The organism is Streptomyces sp. NPDC049837 (genome assembly GCF_040674455.1).
Taxonomy (GTDB): Bacteria; Actinomycetota; Actinomycetes; order Streptomycetales; family Streptomycetaceae; genus Streptomyces.
The window spans coordinates 191,853-209,264 of record NZ_JBFAMP010000013.1 but is presented as its reverse complement, the minus strand read 5'-3'; the positions used below and the strand labels follow the sequence as shown (position 1 = coordinate 209,264).

Below are 17,412 nucleotides of genomic sequence, written 5' to 3'. Positions count from 1 at the left end.
GTTAACGACCGCTAACCGCCTTGTCTAGAATCAATCCCATGAGCACCAGGACCGACGCCCCGACGCGCCGTGAGCAGATCCTCAAGGAGGCCGCCCGCCTCTTCGCCGAGCGCGGCTTCCACGGCGTAGGCGTCGACGAGATAGGAGCCGCGGTCGGCATCAGCGGCCCCGGCCTCTACCGGCACTTCCCCGGCAAGGACGCCATGCTGGCCGAGCTGCTGGTCGGCATCAGCGAGCGGCTCCTCGACGGCGGCCGGCGACGCGTACAGGAGGCGGCGGGCGACCCCGAGGCGCTGCTCGGCTCGCTCATCGACGGGCACATCGACTTCGCGCTCGACGACCGCCCCCTGATCACCCTGCACGACCGCGAGCTGGACCGCCTCCGGGAGACCGACCGAAAGAGGGTCCGCCAGCTCCAGCGGCAGTACGTCGAGCTCTGGGTCGCCGTGGTCCGCGAGCTCTACCCGGCACCCCCCGAAGCGGAGGCCCGGGCCACCGTCCACGCCGTCTTCGGCCTGCTCAACTCCACCCCCCACATCGGCCTCCTCGGCCGCACGGCCATGGAGGAACTGCTGCGCCGCCTGGCCCACGGCGCGTTCGGCTCGCTGGGGGACTCGTCGGGCGCCTGAGGCGCGCGACACGTCCACGGGGCGGAACCGCCCCGCCACCCACCGTGCTGGGGCGGCACAATGGGGCCATGCCGATACCCAGCCGTGCCGCCCTCGTCGAGCACCTCGTCCGTACCCGTATCGCCGGAGACGTCGCCACGCCGCGCGACAACAACCTCTCCCACTACCGCAAACTGGCGAACGGCGACCGCCACTACTGGCTCGGTCTGGAGCTGGGGGACCGGTGGACGGACGAGCAGGACGTGCTCGCCGTGATGGCGGAGCGGTGCGGGGTGAACGACGACCCGTCGCACCGGGCCGGGCAGGACACCATCGACCCGGAGCTGACCGCCGACGCGCTGGAGCGGGCGGCCGCGCGGTTGCGGAAGGCCGCGGCGGGCAAGCAGCGGGTGCTGTTCGCGACCGGGCACCCGGGGGCGCTGCTGGACGTGCACAGCAGAACCGCCGCCGCCCTGCGCGGCGCCGGGTGCGACATCGTGCGGATCCCGGGCGGGCTGATCGCGGACGAGGGGTACGTCGTGCAGTTCGCCGACGTCGCCGTCTTCGAGCGCGGCGCGAGCCTTTGGCACACCCATTCGCCGGAGCCGATGAACGCGATCCTGGACCACCTGGACGTGCAGCCCGACCTGGTCGTCGCCGACCACGGGTGGGCGGGCCGCGCGGGGCAGCGCGGGATCGACTCGGTCGGGTACGCCGACTGCAACGACCCCGCCCTGTTCATCGGCGAGGCCGAGGGCACCATGCAGGTCACGATCCCGCTGGACGACCACGTGGTGGACCCGCGCTTCTACGAGCCGATGACGGAGTACCTCCTGGACGCGGCCGGGCTCCTCTGACCCGGGCCGCTCAGCTCGTGCCGCGCGGCCTCCATGAAAGCGGCCCGCCGCTCCCGCTTGGCGGGCCGTGCCGCGCTCGCGGTGCCGCCGCGCACGCGTGCGTGGAGCGCCCCGGCGTAGTCCCGGGCGGCCTCGGCGGTCTCGTTCGCGCAGACCAGTTCGACGGCCTTGGTCGCCAGCCAGAGGTCGTGCAGCGCCTCCTCGTCGGTGCCGCACGCGTCCGACAGCCCGAGGTTCCTGCTGTCGAGGACCAGCTCGATCCGCTGTGCGGAGCCGAGGAAGTCCATGATGGCCGCCTTCCGCTCCGCGCGTTCGGTGGCGGCCCGCTCCCACTGGTGGCGCCGGTTCTCGACCCGCGTCGCCAGGTGCTGGCCTATGAGCGTGCCCAGCGTGCCGAGCGCAACTCCCGCCAGCGCCAGGGCCGTTCCCCCCGTCAGAGTTTCCATGACGCCTAGGAAACCTCACCCGCGCGGGACGCGCACCACACCCTCCTGGATCACCGAGATGGCGAGCCGCCCGTCCTGGGTGTAGATGCGGGCCTGGCCCAGGCCCCGGCCCCCGGAGGCCGACGGGGACTCCTGGTCGTACAGGAGCCACTCGTCCGCCCGGAAGGGGCGGTGGAACCACATGGCGTGGTCCAGGGACGCGCCCACCACGTCACCGACCGCCCAGCCGCCCCGCCCGTGGGCGAGGAGCACCGAGTCGAGCAGCGTCATGTCGGAGACGTACGTCGCCAGGCACACGTGCAGCAGCGGGTCGTCCGCGAGCTTGCCGTTCGTGCGGAACCACACCTGGGAGCGCGGCTCGCGCCGCACGCCCGCCGTCCCGTACGGGGGCTCCTCGACGTACCGCAGGTCGACCGCCGCCCGGGCCTCCAGGAGGCGGTCCACGGTGTCCGGGTGGACGAACCGGTCCGCGTACCGGGGGAGGATCTCGGCGGCCGTCGGCAGCGTGTCCGGGTCGGGCGCGGGCGGCATCTCCGCCTGGTGCTCCAGGCCGTCCTCGTACGTCTGGAACGACGCCGACAGGTGGAAGATCGGCTGCCCGTGCTGGACGGCGACGACCCGCCGGGTGGTGAACGAGCGGCCGTCGCGGATGCGGTCCACGGTGTAGACGATCGGCGCGCCCGGGTCCCCGGCGCGCAGGAAGTACGCGTGCAGGGAGTGGGCGAGCCGGTCCTCGGGGACGGTGCGGCCGGCCGCGACGAGGGCCTGGGCCGCGACCTGGCCGCCGAAGACGCGCGGGACGATCGCCGAGCGCGACTCGCCCCGGAAGATGTCCTGCTCGATCCGCTCCAGGTCGAGCAGATCGAGCAGGTCGTCGAGCGCTTCCGTCACCGGGACTACAGGCCCATCGACTTGGCGATGATGGACTTCATGATCTCGCTGGTGCCGCCGTAGATGCGGTTGACGCGGTTGTCCGCGTACAGGCGGGCGATGGGGTACTCGTTCATGTAGCCGTAGCCGCCGTGGAGCTGGAGGCAGCGGTCGATGACGCGGTGGGCGACCTCGGTGCAGAAGAGCTTGGCGCTGGCGGCCTCGGCCGGCGTCAGCTCGCCCGCGTCCAGGGCCTCCAGGGCGCGGTCGGCGACGGCCTCGGCGGCGTCCACCTCGGCCTGGCAGGCGGCCAGCTCGAACTTGGTGTTCTGGAAGTGGGCGACCGGCTTGCCGAAGACGGTGCGCTCGGTCACGTACTGCTGCGCGAACCGGATCGCGGCCTTGGCCTGGGCGTACGCGCCGAAGGCGATGCCCCAGCGCTCGGAGGCCAGGTTGTGGCCGAGGTAGTAGAAGCCCTTGCCCTCCTCGCCGAGCAGGTCCTCGACCGGGACCTTGACGTCGACGAAGGCCAGCTCGGCCGTGTCGGAGGTCTTCAGGCCCAGCTTGTCGAGCTTGCGGCCGATGGAGTAGCCCTCGGACTTGGTGTCCACCGCGAAGAGGGAGATGCCGAAGCGGCGGTCCTCGGCGGAGGGGGCGGACGTACGGGCGCAGACGATCACGCGGTCGGCGTGGACGCCACCGGTGATGAAGGTCTTGGCGCCGTTGAGGACGTAGTGCGTGCCGTCCTCGGAGAGCTTGGCGGTGGTCTTCATGCCCGCGACGTCGGAGCCGGTGCCCGGCTCGGTCATCGCCAGGGCCCACATCTCCTCGCCGGTGACGAAGTTCGGCAGGTAGCGCTTCTTCTGCTCGTCGGTGGCGAGCATCTTGATGTACGGCAGGGCCAGCAGCACGTGCACGCCGGAGCCGCCGAACTGGACGCCCGCGCGGGAGGTCTCCTCGTACAGGACGGCCTCGAACTTGTGCGTGTCCAGGCCCGCGCCGCCGAACTCCTCGGGCACGTTGATGCCGAAGACGCCCAGCTCGCCGAGCTTGTAGTAGAAGTCGCGCGGCGCCTGGCCCGCAGCGAACCACTCGTCGTAGACCGGGACGACCTCGGCCTCGATGAAGGCGCGGATGGTCTCCCGGAACGCCTCGTGGTCCTCGTTGAATACGGTACGGCGCACGGACGCCTCCTTGGCTACGTTGTGGCTAAGCGCTTGCTCATACCGAAGTTACCGGGCAGTCACCGAAGCTGTCCAGGGTCGTTCATGTCACAACCATCACGGTGACCAGCGCAGCGCGAACCACAGCTCCATGCGGACCTCGGCGTCGTCCAGGTCCATGGACAGCAGCGCCGCGCACCGGGCGATCCGCTGCCGGACCGTGTTGCGGTGGACGCCCAGCGCCGTGGCCGTGCGGTCCCAGTTGCCGTGCAGGGACAGCCACACGCGCAAGGTCTCCGGCAGGGGCTCCGACAGCGGCGCGAGCAGGGTACGGGCGTACGCGGCCGCCTCGTCGGGGTCCAGCAGGGTGCCGATCCCGCCGGAGCGGTGCCGGGCCAGCGGGGTGTGCGCGGCCTGGGCGCGGCGCAGGGCACGGGCCGCCTGGAGGTCGGCCGCGCCCAGCTCCGAGGCCTCCACCGGGGCGCTGACCCCGAGGGTCCAGCCCGGGTGCGGGGCGACGTCCCGGCCGGCGGGCAGGAGCGCCCGTACGGTGCCGCCGTCCCGGTCGTCCACCAGCGGCGTGCCCAGCGGTGGCGGCGGGCCCTCCCCGCGCGCGTGCACCACGGTCCACGGGGCCCCGCCCAGCAGCGGGGCGACGTCGGCGGGGGCGGCGCCCAGCAGGAGGCGGACCAGGGCGCTGGAGCGCGTGGCCTCGTCGGTGCCCTGGTGCGGGGCGGTGAGCAGCGACAGGAGGACCACCGCGACGCCCGCGATCGTGTGGTCGCCCGGCTCCCGGCGCTCCGAGGCGAGGCCCAGCGTGAGGCCCTGGCCGCCCCCGAGGGCGTACGCGGCGAGGTGGGTGCCGCCCACGGTGTCGGCCGCCGAGGCGGGGCGCGAGCCCGGGCCCGAGCCGGCACCCTCACCGGGGCGGCCGCCCGTGTGCGGCACCTGGGCCAGGCGCGCCAGGGCCGCCGCGACCTCCGGCTCCACCGGGCGGCCCGCCGCCGCGTACTCCGTGCCGTCGGGCGCGTACAGCGCCGCCCGCCCCGCCAGCCGGGACGCCAGCGCGTGCAGCACGGCCGGCACCGGGGCGGGCCGCGCCGCGGCGGTGGCGAGCGACTGCTGGGCCTCGGTCACCCGGCGCAGCTCCCGGTGGCGGGCCTCCGCCATCAGCCGCCACACCGCGCGCCCCACGGCCGTGAACGGCGTCCTCGGCGGCACCTCCAGCAGCGGCAGCCCGTGCCGGGCACAGGCGGCGACCAGCGCCTCCGGCACCGTGTCGTGGACCGGCGCCACCCCGAAGCCGAGCGCCGCCGCGCCCGCCGCGACGACCCGCGCGACGTACCGCTCGGGGTCGGTGAGCTGCACGCCCGCCGTCATCAGCAGCTCGCCGCCCAGGAGGTACGGGTACGGGTCGGCCATCTCCGAGGTGTGCACCCAGTGGATGCCGGCCTCGCCCGGTCCGGCGATCAGCCGCAACCCCAGCTCCTCGCGGGCGAGCAGGGCCGTGAGGGGGATGGCGGGCCCCGGAGGGGTTGGCTGCACGTCGGACATGGACGGTTCCTCCATCCGAAACCTGAGCAATGGAGGAAACGTACACTTCAGCGTCGCTTTCCGGCCACCTACTGTCGTGCCACGAACGCCCCGGCCATCCATTGGCAAAGGAGAGTGGGCCCCGCATGGCAGTCGACTACACGCTGATCGTCGTCTATCTGGCCGGCATGCTGGCGATGGGCTGGTGGGGCATGCGCCGCGCCAAGTCCAAGGCCGAGTTCCTGGTCGCCGGCCGGCGCCTCGGGCCGGGGATGTACTCCGGCACCATGGCGGCGATCGTCCTCGGCGGCGCCTCCACCATCGGCGGCGTGGGCCTCGGCTACACGTACGGCCTGTCCGGCGCCTGGATGGTCTTCACCATCGGCCTGGGCCTGCTCGCCCTCTCCGTCTTCTTCTCCGCGCGCATCGCCCGCCTGAAGGTCTACACCGTCTCCGAGATGCTCGACCTCCGCTACGGCGGCCGCGCCGGCGTCATCTCGGGCGTGGTGATGTGGGCGTACACGCTGATGCTCGCGGTCACTTCGACCATCGCGTACGCCACGATCTTCGACGTCCTGTTCGACCTGAACCGCACGCTCGCGATCGTGCTCGGCGGGTCCATCGTCGTCGCGTACTCGACCCTCGGCGGCATGTGGTCCATCACGCTCACCGACATGGTGCAGTTCGTGGTGAAGACGATAGGTGTGCTGCTCCTGCTCCTGCCGATCGCGGTGGTCAAGGCCGGCGGCTTCGCCGAGATGAGGGAGCGGCTGCCGGACGACTACTTCGCGCCGCTCGGCATCGGCGGCGAGACGATCTTCACGTACGTCCTGATCTACACCTTCGGCATGCTCATCGGCCAGGACATCTGGCAGCGGGTGTTCACCGCCCGCAACGACAAGGTGGCCCGCTGGGGCGGCACGGTCGCCGGTACGTACTGCCTGCTGTACGCGCTCGCCGGCGCCGTCATCGGTACGGCGGCCAAGGTGATGTACCCGAACCTGGCCAACGCCGACGACGCCTTCGCGACCATCGTCAAGGATGAACTGCCCATCGGCGTACGGGGCTTGGTGCTCGCCGCGGCGCTCGCGGCCGTCATGTCGACGTCGTCGGGCGCGCTGATCGCCTGCGCGACCGTGGCCAACAACGACATCTGGTCGCGGCTGCGAGGTGCCGTCACGCCGGGCGGCGAGGAGCGGGACGAGGTCAAGGGCAACCGCGCCTTCATCCTCATCATGGGCGTGGCCGTCATCGCCATCGCGATCGCCCTCAACAACGTCGTCGAGGCACTGACCGTCGCGTACAACCTCCTCGTCGGCGGCCTGCTCGTCCCGATCCTCGGCGGCCTGCTCTGGCGCCGCGGCACCGCCGCCGGCGCGCTGGCCTCGGTGGTGGTGGGCGGCCTCGCCGTGACCGGGCTGATGGCGGTGTACGGCATCCTCGCCAACCAGCCGATCTACTACGGCCTGCTGGCCTCGCTCGCGACGTACGTGGCCGTCTCGCTGTGCACCAGGCCGACCGACGCGGCCGTCCTCGCCGCCTGGCGGGCCCGCCTGGCGGGACGCGAGGCCACCCCCGAAACCGACACGACCGAGGCCGTCCCGGCTCGCGGTTAGTCTTATAGGTCGATAAGTCACTGAAAGAAGGCATTTGGACATGAGCAGCAGCAACGAGAGCGTGACCCCGCGCGGCCCCATCGACTCGTCCCGCATCCCGCGGTACGCCGGACCCGCCACGTTCGCGCGGCTGCCGCGGCTCGACGAGGTCGGCACCGCCGATGTCGCCGTCGTCGGCGTGCCCTTCGACTCGGGCGTCTCGTACCGTCCCGGCGCCCGCTTCGGCGGCAACGCCATCCGTGAGGCCTCCCGCCTCCTGCGCCCCTACAACCCGGCGCAGGACGCCTCGCCCTTCGCGCTGGCCCAGGTCGCGGACGGCGGCGACATCGCCGTGAACCCGTTCAACATCAACGAGGCCGTCGAGACCGTGGAGGCCGCCGCCGACGAGCTGCTCGGCACCGGCGCCCGCCTGATGACCCTGGGCGGCGACCACACCATCGCGCTGCCCCTGCTGCGGTCCGTCGCCAAGAAGCACGGCCCCGTCGCGCTGCTCCACTTCGACGCCCACCTCGACACCTGGGACACCTACTTCGGCGCCGAGTACACCCACGGCACGCCGTTCCGCCGGGCCGTCGAGGAGGGCATCCTCGACACCGAGGCCCTCTCCCACGTCGGTACGCGCGGCCCGCTGTACGGCAAGCAGGACCTGACCGACGACGAGAAGATGGGCTTCGGCATCGTCACCTCGGCCGACGTCTACCGGCGCGGCGCCGACGAGGTCGCCGACCAGCTCCGCCAGCGCATCGGCGACCGGCCGCTGTACATCTCCATCGACATCGACTGCCTCGACCCGGCCCACGCCCCGGGCACCGGCACCCCCGAGGCGGGCGGCATGACCTCCCGCGAGCTGCTGGAGATCCTGCGCGGCCTGGCCTCCTGCAACCTGGTCTCGGCCGATGTCGTCGAGGTCGCCCCGGCGTACGACCACGCCGAGATCACGTCCGTGGCCGCCTCCCACACGGCGTACGAGCTGACGACGATCATGTCCCGCCAGATCGCGGCGGCGCGGACCGCCGGCGCCGCGGAGTAACCTCATCCGCCGGGTCGCGGGGCGGCCCGGCGGTTCCCGCCCGGGCGCACCACCGAAAGGACGCCACGTGACCCACGACCACGATCTGGTGCTGCGGCCCACCGCCGCGCAGACCGAGGCCGCCCTGAACCCCCCGCCGGGGCGCACCGGCGGCGACCTCGTCGTCGAGACGCTGGCCGGGCTCGGGGCGACCACCGTGTTCGGGCTGCCCGGCCAGCACGCGCTCGGCATGTTCGACGCGCTGCGCCGCTCGAAGCTCCGGTACGTGGGCCTGCGCGTCGAGAACAACGCGGGTTTCGCCGCCGACGCGTACGGCAGGATCACCGGCGAGGCCGCCCCGCTGCTGCTGTCCACCGGCCCCGGCGCCCTGATGTCGCTGGCCGCGCTCCAGGAGGCGGCCGCCGCCAGCGCGCCCGTGCTCGCCATCGGCAGCCAGGTCCCGGCCGCCGGGCTGGGCGGCGGGCGCCACGGCTACCTGCACGAACTGCGCGACCAGCAGGCGTCGTTCCGCGACATCGTCAAGTCCGTGCACACCGTGCGTACCCAGTCGCAGATCCCGTCCGCGATCGCCGCCGCCTGGGAGTCAGCGCTGACCGCGCCCCACGGGCCGGTCTGGGTGGAGATCCCCCAGGACGTGCTGCTGGCCGGGACCGCCCTGCCGGTGGTCACCGCCATGGACGCCACCCCCGAGGACCTCCCGCCCCGCCCCGAGCTGACGGCGCTCGCCGCGCACCTGCTCGCGAACGCCGAGCGGCCCGCGATCATCGCGGGCGGCGGAGTCGTGCGCTCCGACGCGTCCGGCAAGCTGCTGGCCCTGGCCGAGCGCCTCCAGGCACCGGTGGTGACGACCTTCGGCGGCAAGGGCGCCTTCCCGTGGAAGCACCCGCTGTCCCTCCAGTCCTGGCTGGAGGACCGGCACACCACCGACTTCCTGGAGGACGCGGACGTCCTCCTCGTCGTGGGCTCCGGACTCGGCGAACTGTCCTCGAACTACCACACCTTCGCCCCGCGCGGCCGGGTGATCCAGATCGAGGCCGACCTCGGCAAGCTGGAGTCCAACCACCCCGCCCTCGGCATCCACGCCGACGCCCGCCTCGCCCTGTCCGCGCTCCTCGAAACCGTGGGCACGAGGGCGGACGAGCACGCCGCCGACCGCGTCCGTACCGTGCTGGACCAGGTACGGGACCGGATCGACGGGCAGGACCTCACCCTGGAACGGCAGGTCCTCGCCGCCGTGCGCGACGCCCTCCCGGACGACGCGCCCAGCTTCTGGGACATGACGATCCTCGCCTACTGGGCCTGGTCCGCCTTCGACGCCCGCCGCCCCAACACCATGCACTCCGCGCAGGGCGCCGGCGGCCTCGGCTACGGCTTCCCGGCCGCCCTCGGCGCGGCGGCGGCCGACCCCACCCGGCCGGTACTGGCCGTCTCCGGCGACGGCGGCGCCATGTACTCGATCGCCGAGCTGGCCACGGCGAAGCAGTACGGACTGAATGTCACCTGGCTGATCGTCGACGACGGCGGATACGGCATCCTCCGCGAGTACATGACCGACGCCTTCGGCGCGGCCACCGGCACCGAACTGGCCCGCCCGGACTTCGTGGCGCTCGCCGAGTCGTTCGGCGTCCCGGCCGTACGGACCACACCGGAGGACCTCCGCGAGGACCTCGCGAAGTCCCTTGCCCGGTCCGGGCCTTCCGTCGTCGTCCTGCCCGCCCTGCTGAAGATGTTCGCGCCGACCCACCTGTGACGTAAGCCGCACGGGGTTCACCGGGCCGGTGAGCCCCGTGCGTACAACTTTTCGCGTCCTGCCGAGTCATCGAATGCGTGAACAGACTCTCCATATCCCGCCGCCGGCGCGGGGCCCTGTGCGCCGCGGTCGCCCTCGGGGTGCTCCTGCCGACCGCCGCCGGCGTCACACCCGCCACCGCCGCGACACCGGCCGTGGCGTGCACCTCCCAGAAGGCGGGCCTCGCCGCCCAACTGGTCAACGACATCAACGCCGCGCTCAAGGGCCGCAAGTCCACCACCGCGATCCTCGTCAACGACCGCGTCACCAAGACGAGCTGCGTCCTGCGGCCGGACACCCAGTTCGACTCCGCCAGCGTGGTCAAGACGACCGTGCTCGCCACCCTCCTGTGGGACGCGCAGAAGTCCAAGCGGGCCCTGACCGCGACCGAGAAGTCGCGCGCCTATGCCATGATCACCAAGTCGGACAACGACGCCACCAGCGCGCTGTGGAAGCAGCTCGGCGTGACCAAGGTCAAGGGCTTCCTCGCCGCGGCCGGCATGACCAGGACCGTCCCCGGCTCCGGCGGCTACTGGGGGCTCACCCAGATCACCGCCCGTGACCAGCAGAAGCTGCTGGCCCTGATCACCGCGAAGAACACCGTCCTCACCGACGCCTCGCGCGCCTACATCCTCGACCTGATGAACAAGGTCGTCTCCTCCCAGCGGTGGGGCACCCCCGCCGGCGCCCCCAGCACCGCGAAGATCCACGTGAAGAACGGCTGGCTGCCGCGCGCCACCCACGGCTGGCGCGTGCACTCCATCGGCGCCTTCACCGGCACGGCGCACAACTACCAGATCACCGTCCTCACGCACGACAACGCGACCATGCAGGACGGCATCAACACCATCCAGGCCGTCGCGCGCGTGGTCCACGCCGACCTCAACCCGGGCGCCGCGAGGAGCGACAGCTTCGTCCCGCCGGCCGTCCCGCAGGAAGCCGTCCCGGCCGTGCCGGGCCGTGCCGCCCAGGACCTGGTGAGCGCCCCGCGCTAGGCCGGCGGCAGCGGAGGGATGAAATCCGTCCGTGTCCGCGTTGGTGCCTTCCGGTAGATCAGGCCGATCGGATGATCGGACCAGAGGTCGACAACGGGAGGCACCACGTGGCGGCGGCAGAGCAGGGATGGGCACGACGGCTGTCCGGGTACGCCTGGCGGTACCGGCGCAACGTGGTGCTCGCGCTCGGGTCGTCCCTCGCGGGCATGGCCGTCATGGCCATCGTCCCGCTGATCACCAAGGTCGTCATCGACGACGTCATCGGCGCCGGCACGCGCTCCCTCGCCGTCTGGACCGGCCTCCTGATGGCCGCCGCGGTCGCCGTCTACGTCCTGACGTACATACGCCGCTACTACGGCGGCCGCCTCGCCCTCGACGTGCAGCACGACCTGCGCACCGAGATGTACGGGACGATCATGCGGCTGGACGGGCGGCGGCAGGACGAGCTGTCCACCGGGCAGGTCGTCGGCCGCGCCACCAGCGACCTCCAGCTCATCCAGGGTCTGCTGTTCATGCTCCCGATGACCATCGGGAACTTCCTGCTCTTCCTGATCTCCCTCGTCGTCATGGCGTGGCTGTCGCTGCCGCTCACCCTCGTCGCGCTCGCCGTCGCCCCCGCCCTGTGGTGGATCGCCAAGCGCAGCCGCACCCGGCTGCACCCCGCCACCTGGTACGCCCAGGCGCAGGCCGCGCACGTCGCGGGCGTGGTCGACGGTGCCGTGACCGGCGTACGCGTGGTCAAGGGCTTCGGGCAGGAGGACCAGGAGACCGGCAAGATCCGCGAGGCGAGCCGCAAGCTGTTCGCCGGCCGGATGCGCACCATCAAGCTGAACAGCCGCTACACCCCGGCCCTCCAGTCCGTGCCCGCGCTCGGGCAGGTCGCCATGCTGGCGCTCGGCGGCTGGCTGGCCACCCGCGGGCAGATCACCCTGGGCACGTTCGTCGCGTTCTCCACCTACCTCGCGCAGCTCGTCGGCCCGGTCCGGATGCTCGCCATGGTCCTCACCGTCGGCCAGCAGGCACGCGCGGGCGTGGAGCGCGTCCTGGAGCTCATCGACACCGAACCGGTGATCCAGGACGGCACCAAGGAGCTGCCGGCCGACGCCCCCGCGAGCGTCGAGTTCGACGACGTGTCGTTCGCCTACGAGGACGGGCGCCCGGTCCTCGACGGCTTCTCGCTGGAGATCCGCCCCGGTGAGACCGTCGCCGTCGTCGGCTCCTCCGGCAGCGGCAAGTCCACCGTCTCGCTGCTGCTGCCGCGCTTCTACGACGTGACGCACGGCGCCGTCCTGGTCGGCGGGCACGACGTGCGTGAGCTGACGCTCGCCTCGCTGCGGGACGCCATCGGCCTCGTACCGGAGGACAGCTTCCTCTTCTCCGACACCGTCCGCGCCAACATCGCCTACGGCAAGCCCGACGCCACCGACGAGGAGATCCGCACGGCGGCCCGGGCCGCGCAGGCGGACGGCTTCATCAACGACCTGCCCGAGGGGTACGACACCAAGGTCGGCGAGCACGGCCTGACCCTGTCCGGCGGGCAGCGCCAGCGCATCGCGCTCGCCCGGGCGATCCTCACCGACCCCAGGCTGCTGCTCCTCGACGACGCCACCTCGGCGGTCGACGCCCGTATCGAGCACGAGATCCACGAGGCGCTGCGGGCCGTCATGGCCGGGCGCACCACCCTGCTGATCGCCCACCGCCGCTCCACGCTGAACCTCGCCGACCGGATCGCCGTCCTCGACGGCGGGCGGCTGTCCGACATCGGTACGCACGAGGAGCTGGAGCGGCGCTCGGCGCTCTACCGGCGGCTGCTGACCGACCCCGATGAGCTGGGCGGCGTCTCGCCCGGCCACGCCGTGCCCCTGGAGATGCCCGAGGACCGCACGGTACGGGAGGAGCTGGACGCCGAGTTCGACGCGGAACGGGGCATCACGCCCGCCCTGTGGGAGCGGGAACAGCCCGTCGAGGAGTCGGCGGCGCCGGGCGCCACGCCCGAGCTGCTCGCCCAGGTCGAGGCGCTGCCGCCGGCGACGGACACCCCGGCGGTCGACGAGGCGCGGGCGGTCACGCCCGAGGAGTCCTACGGGCTGCGCAGGCTGCTGCGCGGCTTCGGGGCGGCGCTCCTGGTCAGCCTGTTCCTCGTGGCGGTCGACGCGGGCATGGGCCTGCTGCTGCCGATCCTGATCCGGCACGGCATCGACGAGGGCGTGGAGCAGGCCGCGCTGGGCGCCGTGTGGGCGGCGTCCGCGCTGGCGCTGGTGACGGTGCTGGTGCAGTGGGTGGCGCAGACCGGTGAGATCCGGATGACCGGCCGGACCGGCGAGCGGGTGCTGTACGCGCTGCGCCTGAAGATCTTCGCGCAGCTCCAGCGCCTGGGGCTCGACTACTACGAGCGGGAGCTGACCGGGCGGATCATGACCCGGATGACGACGGACGTGGACGCCCTGTCGACGTTCCTCCAGACCGGGCTCGTGACCGCGTTCGTGTCGCTGGTGACGTTCTTCGGCATCATGGTCGCGCTCGTCGTGATCGACGTACAGCTCGCGCTGGTCGTCTTCGCGACGCTGCCGGTGCTGGTGGTCGGCACGTTCTTCTTCCGCCGGTCGAGTGTGAAGGCGTACGAGCTGGCACGGGAGCGGATCAGCGTCGTCAACGCCGACCTCCAGGAGTCGGTGTCCGGGCTGCGGATCGTGCAGGCGTTCCGGCGCGAGCGGTCGGGCGCGGAGCGGTTCGCGGCGCGCAGCGCCGAGTACCGGGCGGCACGCGTGCGTGGCCAGTGGCTGATCTCGATCTACTTCCCGTTCGTCCAGTTCCTGTCGTCGGTCGCGGCCGCGGCGGTGCTGATCGTGGGCGCGGGGCGGGTCGAGGCCGGGACGCTGACGACCGGCGCCCTGGTCGCGTACCTGCTCTACATCGATCTGTTCTTCGCCCCAGTGCAGCAGTTGTCGCAGGTCTTCGACGGCTACCAGCAGGCGGCGGTCTCGCTGGGACGGATGCAGGAACTGCTGCGCGAGAAGACGTCCACGGCGGCGCCGGAGAAGCCGCGGCCGGTGTCCTCCCTCCGGGGCGAGATCGCCTTCGAGGACGTCTCCTTCGCGTACGGGGACGACGAGGCGGCCCTCACGGGCGTGGACCTGCGCATCCCGGCGGGGCAGACCGTCGCGTTCGTCGGCGAGACGGGCGCCGGCAAGTCGACGCTGGTCAAGCTGGTCGCCCGGTTCTACGACCCGACCTCCGGCCGGGTCACCGCCGACGGCACCGACCTGCGGGACCTCGACCTGACCGCGTACCGGCACCGGCTGGGGGTCGTCCCCCAGGAGGCGTACCTCTTCCCCGGGACGGTGCGCGACGCCATCGCGTACGGGCGGCCCGAGGCGACCGACGCGGAGGTGGAGGCGGCGGCCCGGGCGGTCGGCGCCCACGACATGATCGCCACGCTGGACGGCGGGTACCTGCACGAGGTCGCCGAGCGCGGGCGGAACCTGTCGGCGGGCCAGCGGCAGTTGATCGCCCTGGCGCGGGCCGAGCTGGTCGACCCCGACGTGCTGCTGCTCGACGAGGCGACGGCCGCGCTGGACCTGGCCACGGAGGCGCAGGTCAACGCCGCCACCGACCGCCTCGCCGGCCGCCGCACCACCCTCGTGGTCGCCCACCGCCTCACCACGGCGGCCCGCGCGGACCGGGTGGTCGTCATGGACCACGGCCGCGTCGCCGAGGACGGCACCCACGATGAGCTGCTGGCCCGCGGCGGCCGCTACGCGGAGCTGTGGCGCACCTTCATCGGCGAGGCCCCGGCGGAGACCCCGGCGGCGACGGCGTGACGCGCATCGGTTGCGCCTAGCCGCCCTCCGGGCAACCGTTCGGCGCTCCAGTGCGTCGTACGCACGTACGCTCATGAGGCGGAGGGGAGCAAACGTGTTCGGTGGGGTGGCCACGGCCAGGGCAGGACGACTGCTCATACACGTGCTCGCGGTGCTGGTCGCCGCGGGCTTCCTCGTCCTCGCGGGACCCGGCACGCCACGTGCCGACGCGGCGGCCACGGCCTGTTCCGGGCGGCTCGTCAAGACGATGGCGTTCAGCACCGGCGAGCTGCGCGTGTACAAGAACCGCCAGTACGCGTGCGCCATGACCGTCGCCAAGAAGCCGGGCGCCCGGCGCGCCATGTCGGTGTCCATCCAGCCGCGCGGCGGACGGGCCGCCGTCGACGCGGGGGCGTTCACCCGGCAGGCCGGGCCCGTCACCGTGCACGCCCTCAACCGCTGCGTGCGCGCGTCCGGCGCGGTCGCGGGCAAGGGCGCCTCCACGGGATGGATCCTCTGCTGACCGGTCCGGGGCCCAATCAGGTCTGGCGGCAAGCACGTTGACCCCACTAGGTTCGCGGCGACCACCGCAAACCCACGTGGAGGGTGAATGCGCAAGGCGCTCAGATGGCTGCTGTCTCTCGTGGTGCTCATAGGCACCGTGAGCGCGGCCGGCACGGCCACCGCCGCCGGGCCCGCCGACAGCGGCACGACCAACGGCACGACCACCGACATCAAGGACCGCATCCTGGCGATACCCGGGATGACCCTGGTCGAGGAGAAGCCCTACCCCGGATACCGCTACTTCGTCCTCACCTACACCCAGCCGGTCGACCACCGCGACCGTTCCAAGGGCACCTTCCAGCAGCGCCTGACCCTGCTGCACAAGGACACCAGCCGCCCCACCGTCTTCCACACCAGTGGATACGCCGTCAGCACCCGGCCCGGGCGCGCCGAGCCGACCCGGATCGTGGACGGCAACCAGGTCTCCATGGAGTACCGCTTCTTCACCCCGTCCCGCCCCCAGCCCGCCGACTGGTCCAAGCTGGACATCTGGCAGGCCGCCTCCGACCAGCACCGGATCTTCACCGCGCTGAAGAAGATCTACGACCGCAAGTGGCTGGCCACCGGCGCCTCCAAGGGCGGCATGACCGCCACCTACTACGAGCGCTTCTACCCCCGCGACATGGACGGCGTCGTCGCGTACGTGGCCCCCAACGACGTGGTGGAGAAGGAGGACGCGGCGTACGACCGGTTCTTCGCGAGCGTCTCCACCCAAGAGTGCCGCGACCGGCTGAACGCCCTCCAGCGCGAGGCGCTCGTCCGCCGGGCGCCGCTCCAGGAGAAGTTCCGCACCTGGGCCGAGGCCGAGGGCGCGACCTTCAACACGGTCGGCAGCCTGGACAGGGCGTACGAGGCGGTCGTCCTGGACTTCGTCTGGGGCTTCTGGCAGTACCACACCGAGGCCGACTGCGCCTCCGTCCCGGACGCCGCCACCGCCACCGACCAGGCCGTGTACGACACCATCGACACGTACTCCGGCTGGTCGTTCTACTCCGACCAGGGCCTGGACCCGTACACCCCGTACTACTACCAGGCCGCCACCGAACTCGGCTCGCCCAGCATGCGGATGGAGCACCTGACGGGCCTGACCCGGTACGGCTACCAGCCCGCCCGCAACTTCGTGCCGCGCGACATCCCCGTGCGGTTCAAGCCGTGGGTGATGCGTGACGTCGACACCTGGGTACGCACCCAGGGGCGCGGCATGCTCTTCGTGTACGGCGGCAACGACCCGTGGGGCGCCGAGAAGTTCCGCGTCGACAAGGGCGCCCGCGACTCCTACGTCATGACCGCGCCGGGCGCCAACCACGGCGCGAACGTCGCGGGCCTGACCGAGGCCGAGCGTACGAAGGCGACGGCGCGCATCCTGGCCTGGGCGGGCGTGGCACCGGCCGACGCGCAGCGCGCGGCGCCGCTGGCGACGTACGACCCGCGTCTGGACAAGCGGGAGCTGAAGCGCGAGCAGACGCTGCGCCCCTGAGGCGCACGGGGGCTGCGCGTACCGCTCACAGCCGGCGCGCGCAGCCCACCGGCTGCTCGCCGCCCAGCTCGACGTACAGATCCGTCCACGCCGGGCACCGCGACCGCCGCTCCACGGCCTCGGCCACCCGGTACTCCGGCCGCCGCGCGCCGGAGCCGTCGCAGGCCGTCTCCTTCACCTGGCCCTCGCGGGAGCCGTAGAGGCAGTCCCCGGCGACCGTGTACGGCCCGCCGCCGCCCCCGGGGTCGCCCGGGTGCGGCGGCCGGAGGTTGCGCATGCAGGCGTAGCCCTGCGCCACCGCCCCGTCGCCGTCCTCGTCGGCGGCGGGGCGGCTCTCGGAGACGTGCAGCACGAAGTCGGTGGTCCGGGGACAGACCGGCCCGTCGGCCGGCGGCCCCGCGTACCGGGTCAGCACCCGTGCCACCGCCCGCTCGCTGCCGCAGGGCACCTCACGGAAGTCCCGGCCACGGGTGCTGCACTCGCCGGGGCCGAGGAAGACCGCGCCGTAGCCGGTGGCGGTCTCCTCGAAGCCGACGGGCGCGCCCCCGCGTGCCTGCTCACAGCCGGTGATGAGCGCCGCCGCCAGCAGCAGGGCGCCCATGGTTCGTCGCCGACGCATGTGGGACCCCCAGATCCTCGCGCCCAGCGTGACCCGCCGTGGCGG

At 72.6% G+C, this 17,412-nt stretch carries 14 protein-coding genes; 9 read left to right on the top strand and 5 right to left on the bottom strand.

Going from position 1 to position 17,412, the window contains the following annotated elements:
• The first annotated feature begins 38 nt into the window (after window positions 1-38).
• On the top strand, window positions 39-629 hold the full coding sequence (locus AB0J57_RS29815) for a TetR/AcrR family transcriptional regulator (protein WP_366131447.1): 591 nt from the start codon (window positions 39-41) through the stop codon (window positions 627-629).
• Between the two features lie 68 nt (window positions 630-697).
• Window positions 698-1,465, top strand: a complete 768-nt coding sequence (locus AB0J57_RS29810; RefSeq protein ID WP_366131446.1) for a phosphatase — start codon at window positions 698-700, stop codon at window positions 1,463-1,465.
• Here AB0J57_RS29810 and AB0J57_RS29805 read toward each other — a convergent pair.
• The 4 genes from AB0J57_RS29805 to AB0J57_RS29790 all read right to left on the bottom strand — a co-directional run bounded on the left by AB0J57_RS29805 (window position 1,417) and on the right by AB0J57_RS29790 (window position 5,498).
• Window positions 1,417-1,911, bottom strand: coding sequence for a hypothetical protein (locus AB0J57_RS29805; RefSeq protein ID WP_366131445.1), 495 nt, complete (start codon window positions 1,909-1,911; stop codon window positions 1,417-1,419). The genes AB0J57_RS29810 and AB0J57_RS29805 overlap by 49 nt on opposite strands.
• A 15-nt stretch (window positions 1,912-1,926) precedes the next feature.
• Window positions 1,927-2,802, bottom strand: a complete 876-nt coding sequence (gene tesB, locus AB0J57_RS29800; protein ID WP_366131444.1) for an acyl-CoA thioesterase II — start codon at window positions 2,800-2,802, stop codon at window positions 1,927-1,929.
• A gap of 5 nt (window positions 2,803-2,807) precedes the next feature.
• A complete protein-coding gene (locus tag AB0J57_RS29795) occupies window positions 2,808-3,965 on the bottom strand; it encodes an acyl-CoA dehydrogenase family protein (RefSeq protein WP_366131443.1) in 1,158 nt (385 codons plus the stop codon).
• A 96-nt stretch (window positions 3,966-4,061) separates the two neighbouring features.
• Entirely contained in the window at window positions 4,062-5,498 is a 1,437-nt protein-coding gene (locus AB0J57_RS29790; protein WP_366131442.1) for a PucR family transcriptional regulator ligand-binding domain-containing protein, read from the bottom strand.
• A 125-nt stretch (window positions 5,499-5,623) separates the two neighbouring features.
• On the opposite strand from AB0J57_RS29790, the gene AB0J57_RS29785 reads away from it, so the two are divergent.
• From AB0J57_RS29785 to AB0J57_RS29755, 7 genes are all read left to right on the top strand, one after another.
• A complete protein-coding gene (locus AB0J57_RS29785; RefSeq protein ID WP_366131441.1) occupies window positions 5,624-7,093 on the top strand; it encodes a sodium:solute symporter in 1,470 nt (489 codons plus the stop codon).
• A gap of 40 nt (window positions 7,094-7,133) precedes the next feature.
• Window positions 7,134-8,123, top strand: a complete 990-nt coding sequence (gene speB / locus AB0J57_RS29780; RefSeq protein ID WP_366131440.1) for an agmatinase — start codon at window positions 7,134-7,136, stop codon at window positions 8,121-8,123.
• Between the two features lie 67 nt (window positions 8,124-8,190).
• The gene (locus AB0J57_RS29775) at window positions 8,191-9,873 is read left to right on the top strand and encodes a thiamine pyrophosphate-binding protein (protein WP_366131439.1); all 1,683 of its coding nucleotides are present in this window, start codon (window positions 8,191-8,193) and stop codon (window positions 9,871-9,873) included.
• 77 nt (window positions 9,874-9,950) lie between these two features.
• Window positions 9,951-10,907 carry a serine hydrolase gene (locus AB0J57_RS29770; protein WP_366131438.1) on the top strand — a complete coding sequence of 319 codons (957 nt, stop codon included), beginning with the start codon at window positions 9,951-9,953 and terminating at the stop codon, window positions 10,905-10,907.
• Between the two features lie 107 nt (window positions 10,908-11,014).
• On the top strand, window positions 11,015-14,728 hold the full coding sequence (locus tag AB0J57_RS29765) for an ABC transporter ATP-binding protein (protein ID WP_366131437.1): 3,714 nt from the start codon (window positions 11,015-11,017) through the stop codon (window positions 14,726-14,728).
• A 94-nt stretch (window positions 14,729-14,822) separates the two neighbouring features.
• Complete coding sequence (locus tag AB0J57_RS29760) at window positions 14,823-15,230, top strand: hypothetical protein (protein WP_366131436.1); 408 nt, start codon at window positions 14,823-14,825, stop codon at window positions 15,228-15,230.
• 87 nt (window positions 15,231-15,317) lie between these two features.
• Window positions 15,318-16,748: an aminopeptidase gene (locus AB0J57_RS29755; protein WP_366131435.1), complete on the top strand. Its 1,431-nt coding sequence runs from the start codon at window positions 15,318-15,320 to the stop codon at window positions 16,746-16,748.
• A gap of 25 nt (window positions 16,749-16,773) precedes the next feature.
• On the opposite strand, the gene AB0J57_RS29750 is transcribed toward AB0J57_RS29755, so the two are convergent.
• Complete coding sequence (locus AB0J57_RS29750) at window positions 16,774-17,367, bottom strand: hypothetical protein (RefSeq protein WP_366131434.1); 594 nt, start codon at window positions 17,365-17,367, stop codon at window positions 16,774-16,776.
• Window positions 17,368-17,412 lie beyond the last annotated feature (45 nt).

Excerpts from the sequence above, each read along its gene's own strand:
- AB0J57_RS29815 (WP_366131447.1), top strand. The coding sequence starts at position 39 with ATGAGCACCAGGACCGACGCCCCGACGCGCCGTGAGCAGATCCTCAAG.
- AB0J57_RS29785 (WP_366131441.1), top strand. The coding sequence starts at position 5,624 with ATGGCAGTCGACTACACGCTGATCGTCGTCTATCTGGCCGGCATGCTG.
- AB0J57_RS29755 (WP_366131435.1), top strand. The coding sequence starts at position 15,318 with ATGCGCAAGGCGCTCAGATGGCTGCTGTCTCTCGTGGTGCTCATAGGC.
- speB (WP_366131440.1), top strand. The coding sequence starts at position 7,134 with ATGAGCAGCAGCAACGAGAGCGTGACCCCGCGCGGCCCCATCGACTCG.
- AB0J57_RS29790 (WP_366131442.1), bottom strand. The coding sequence starts at position 5,498 with ATGTCCGACGTGCAGCCAACCCCTCCGGGGCCCGCCATCCCCCTCACG.
- AB0J57_RS29750 (WP_366131434.1), bottom strand. The coding sequence starts at position 17,367 with ATGCGTCGGCGACGAACCATGGGCGCCCTGCTGCTGGCGGCGGCGCTC.
- AB0J57_RS29805 (WP_366131445.1), bottom strand. The coding sequence starts at position 1,911 with ATGGAAACTCTGACGGGGGGAACGGCCCTGGCGCTGGCGGGAGTTGCG.
- AB0J57_RS29810 (WP_366131446.1), top strand. The coding sequence starts at position 698 with ATGCCGATACCCAGCCGTGCCGCCCTCGTCGAGCACCTCGTCCGTACC.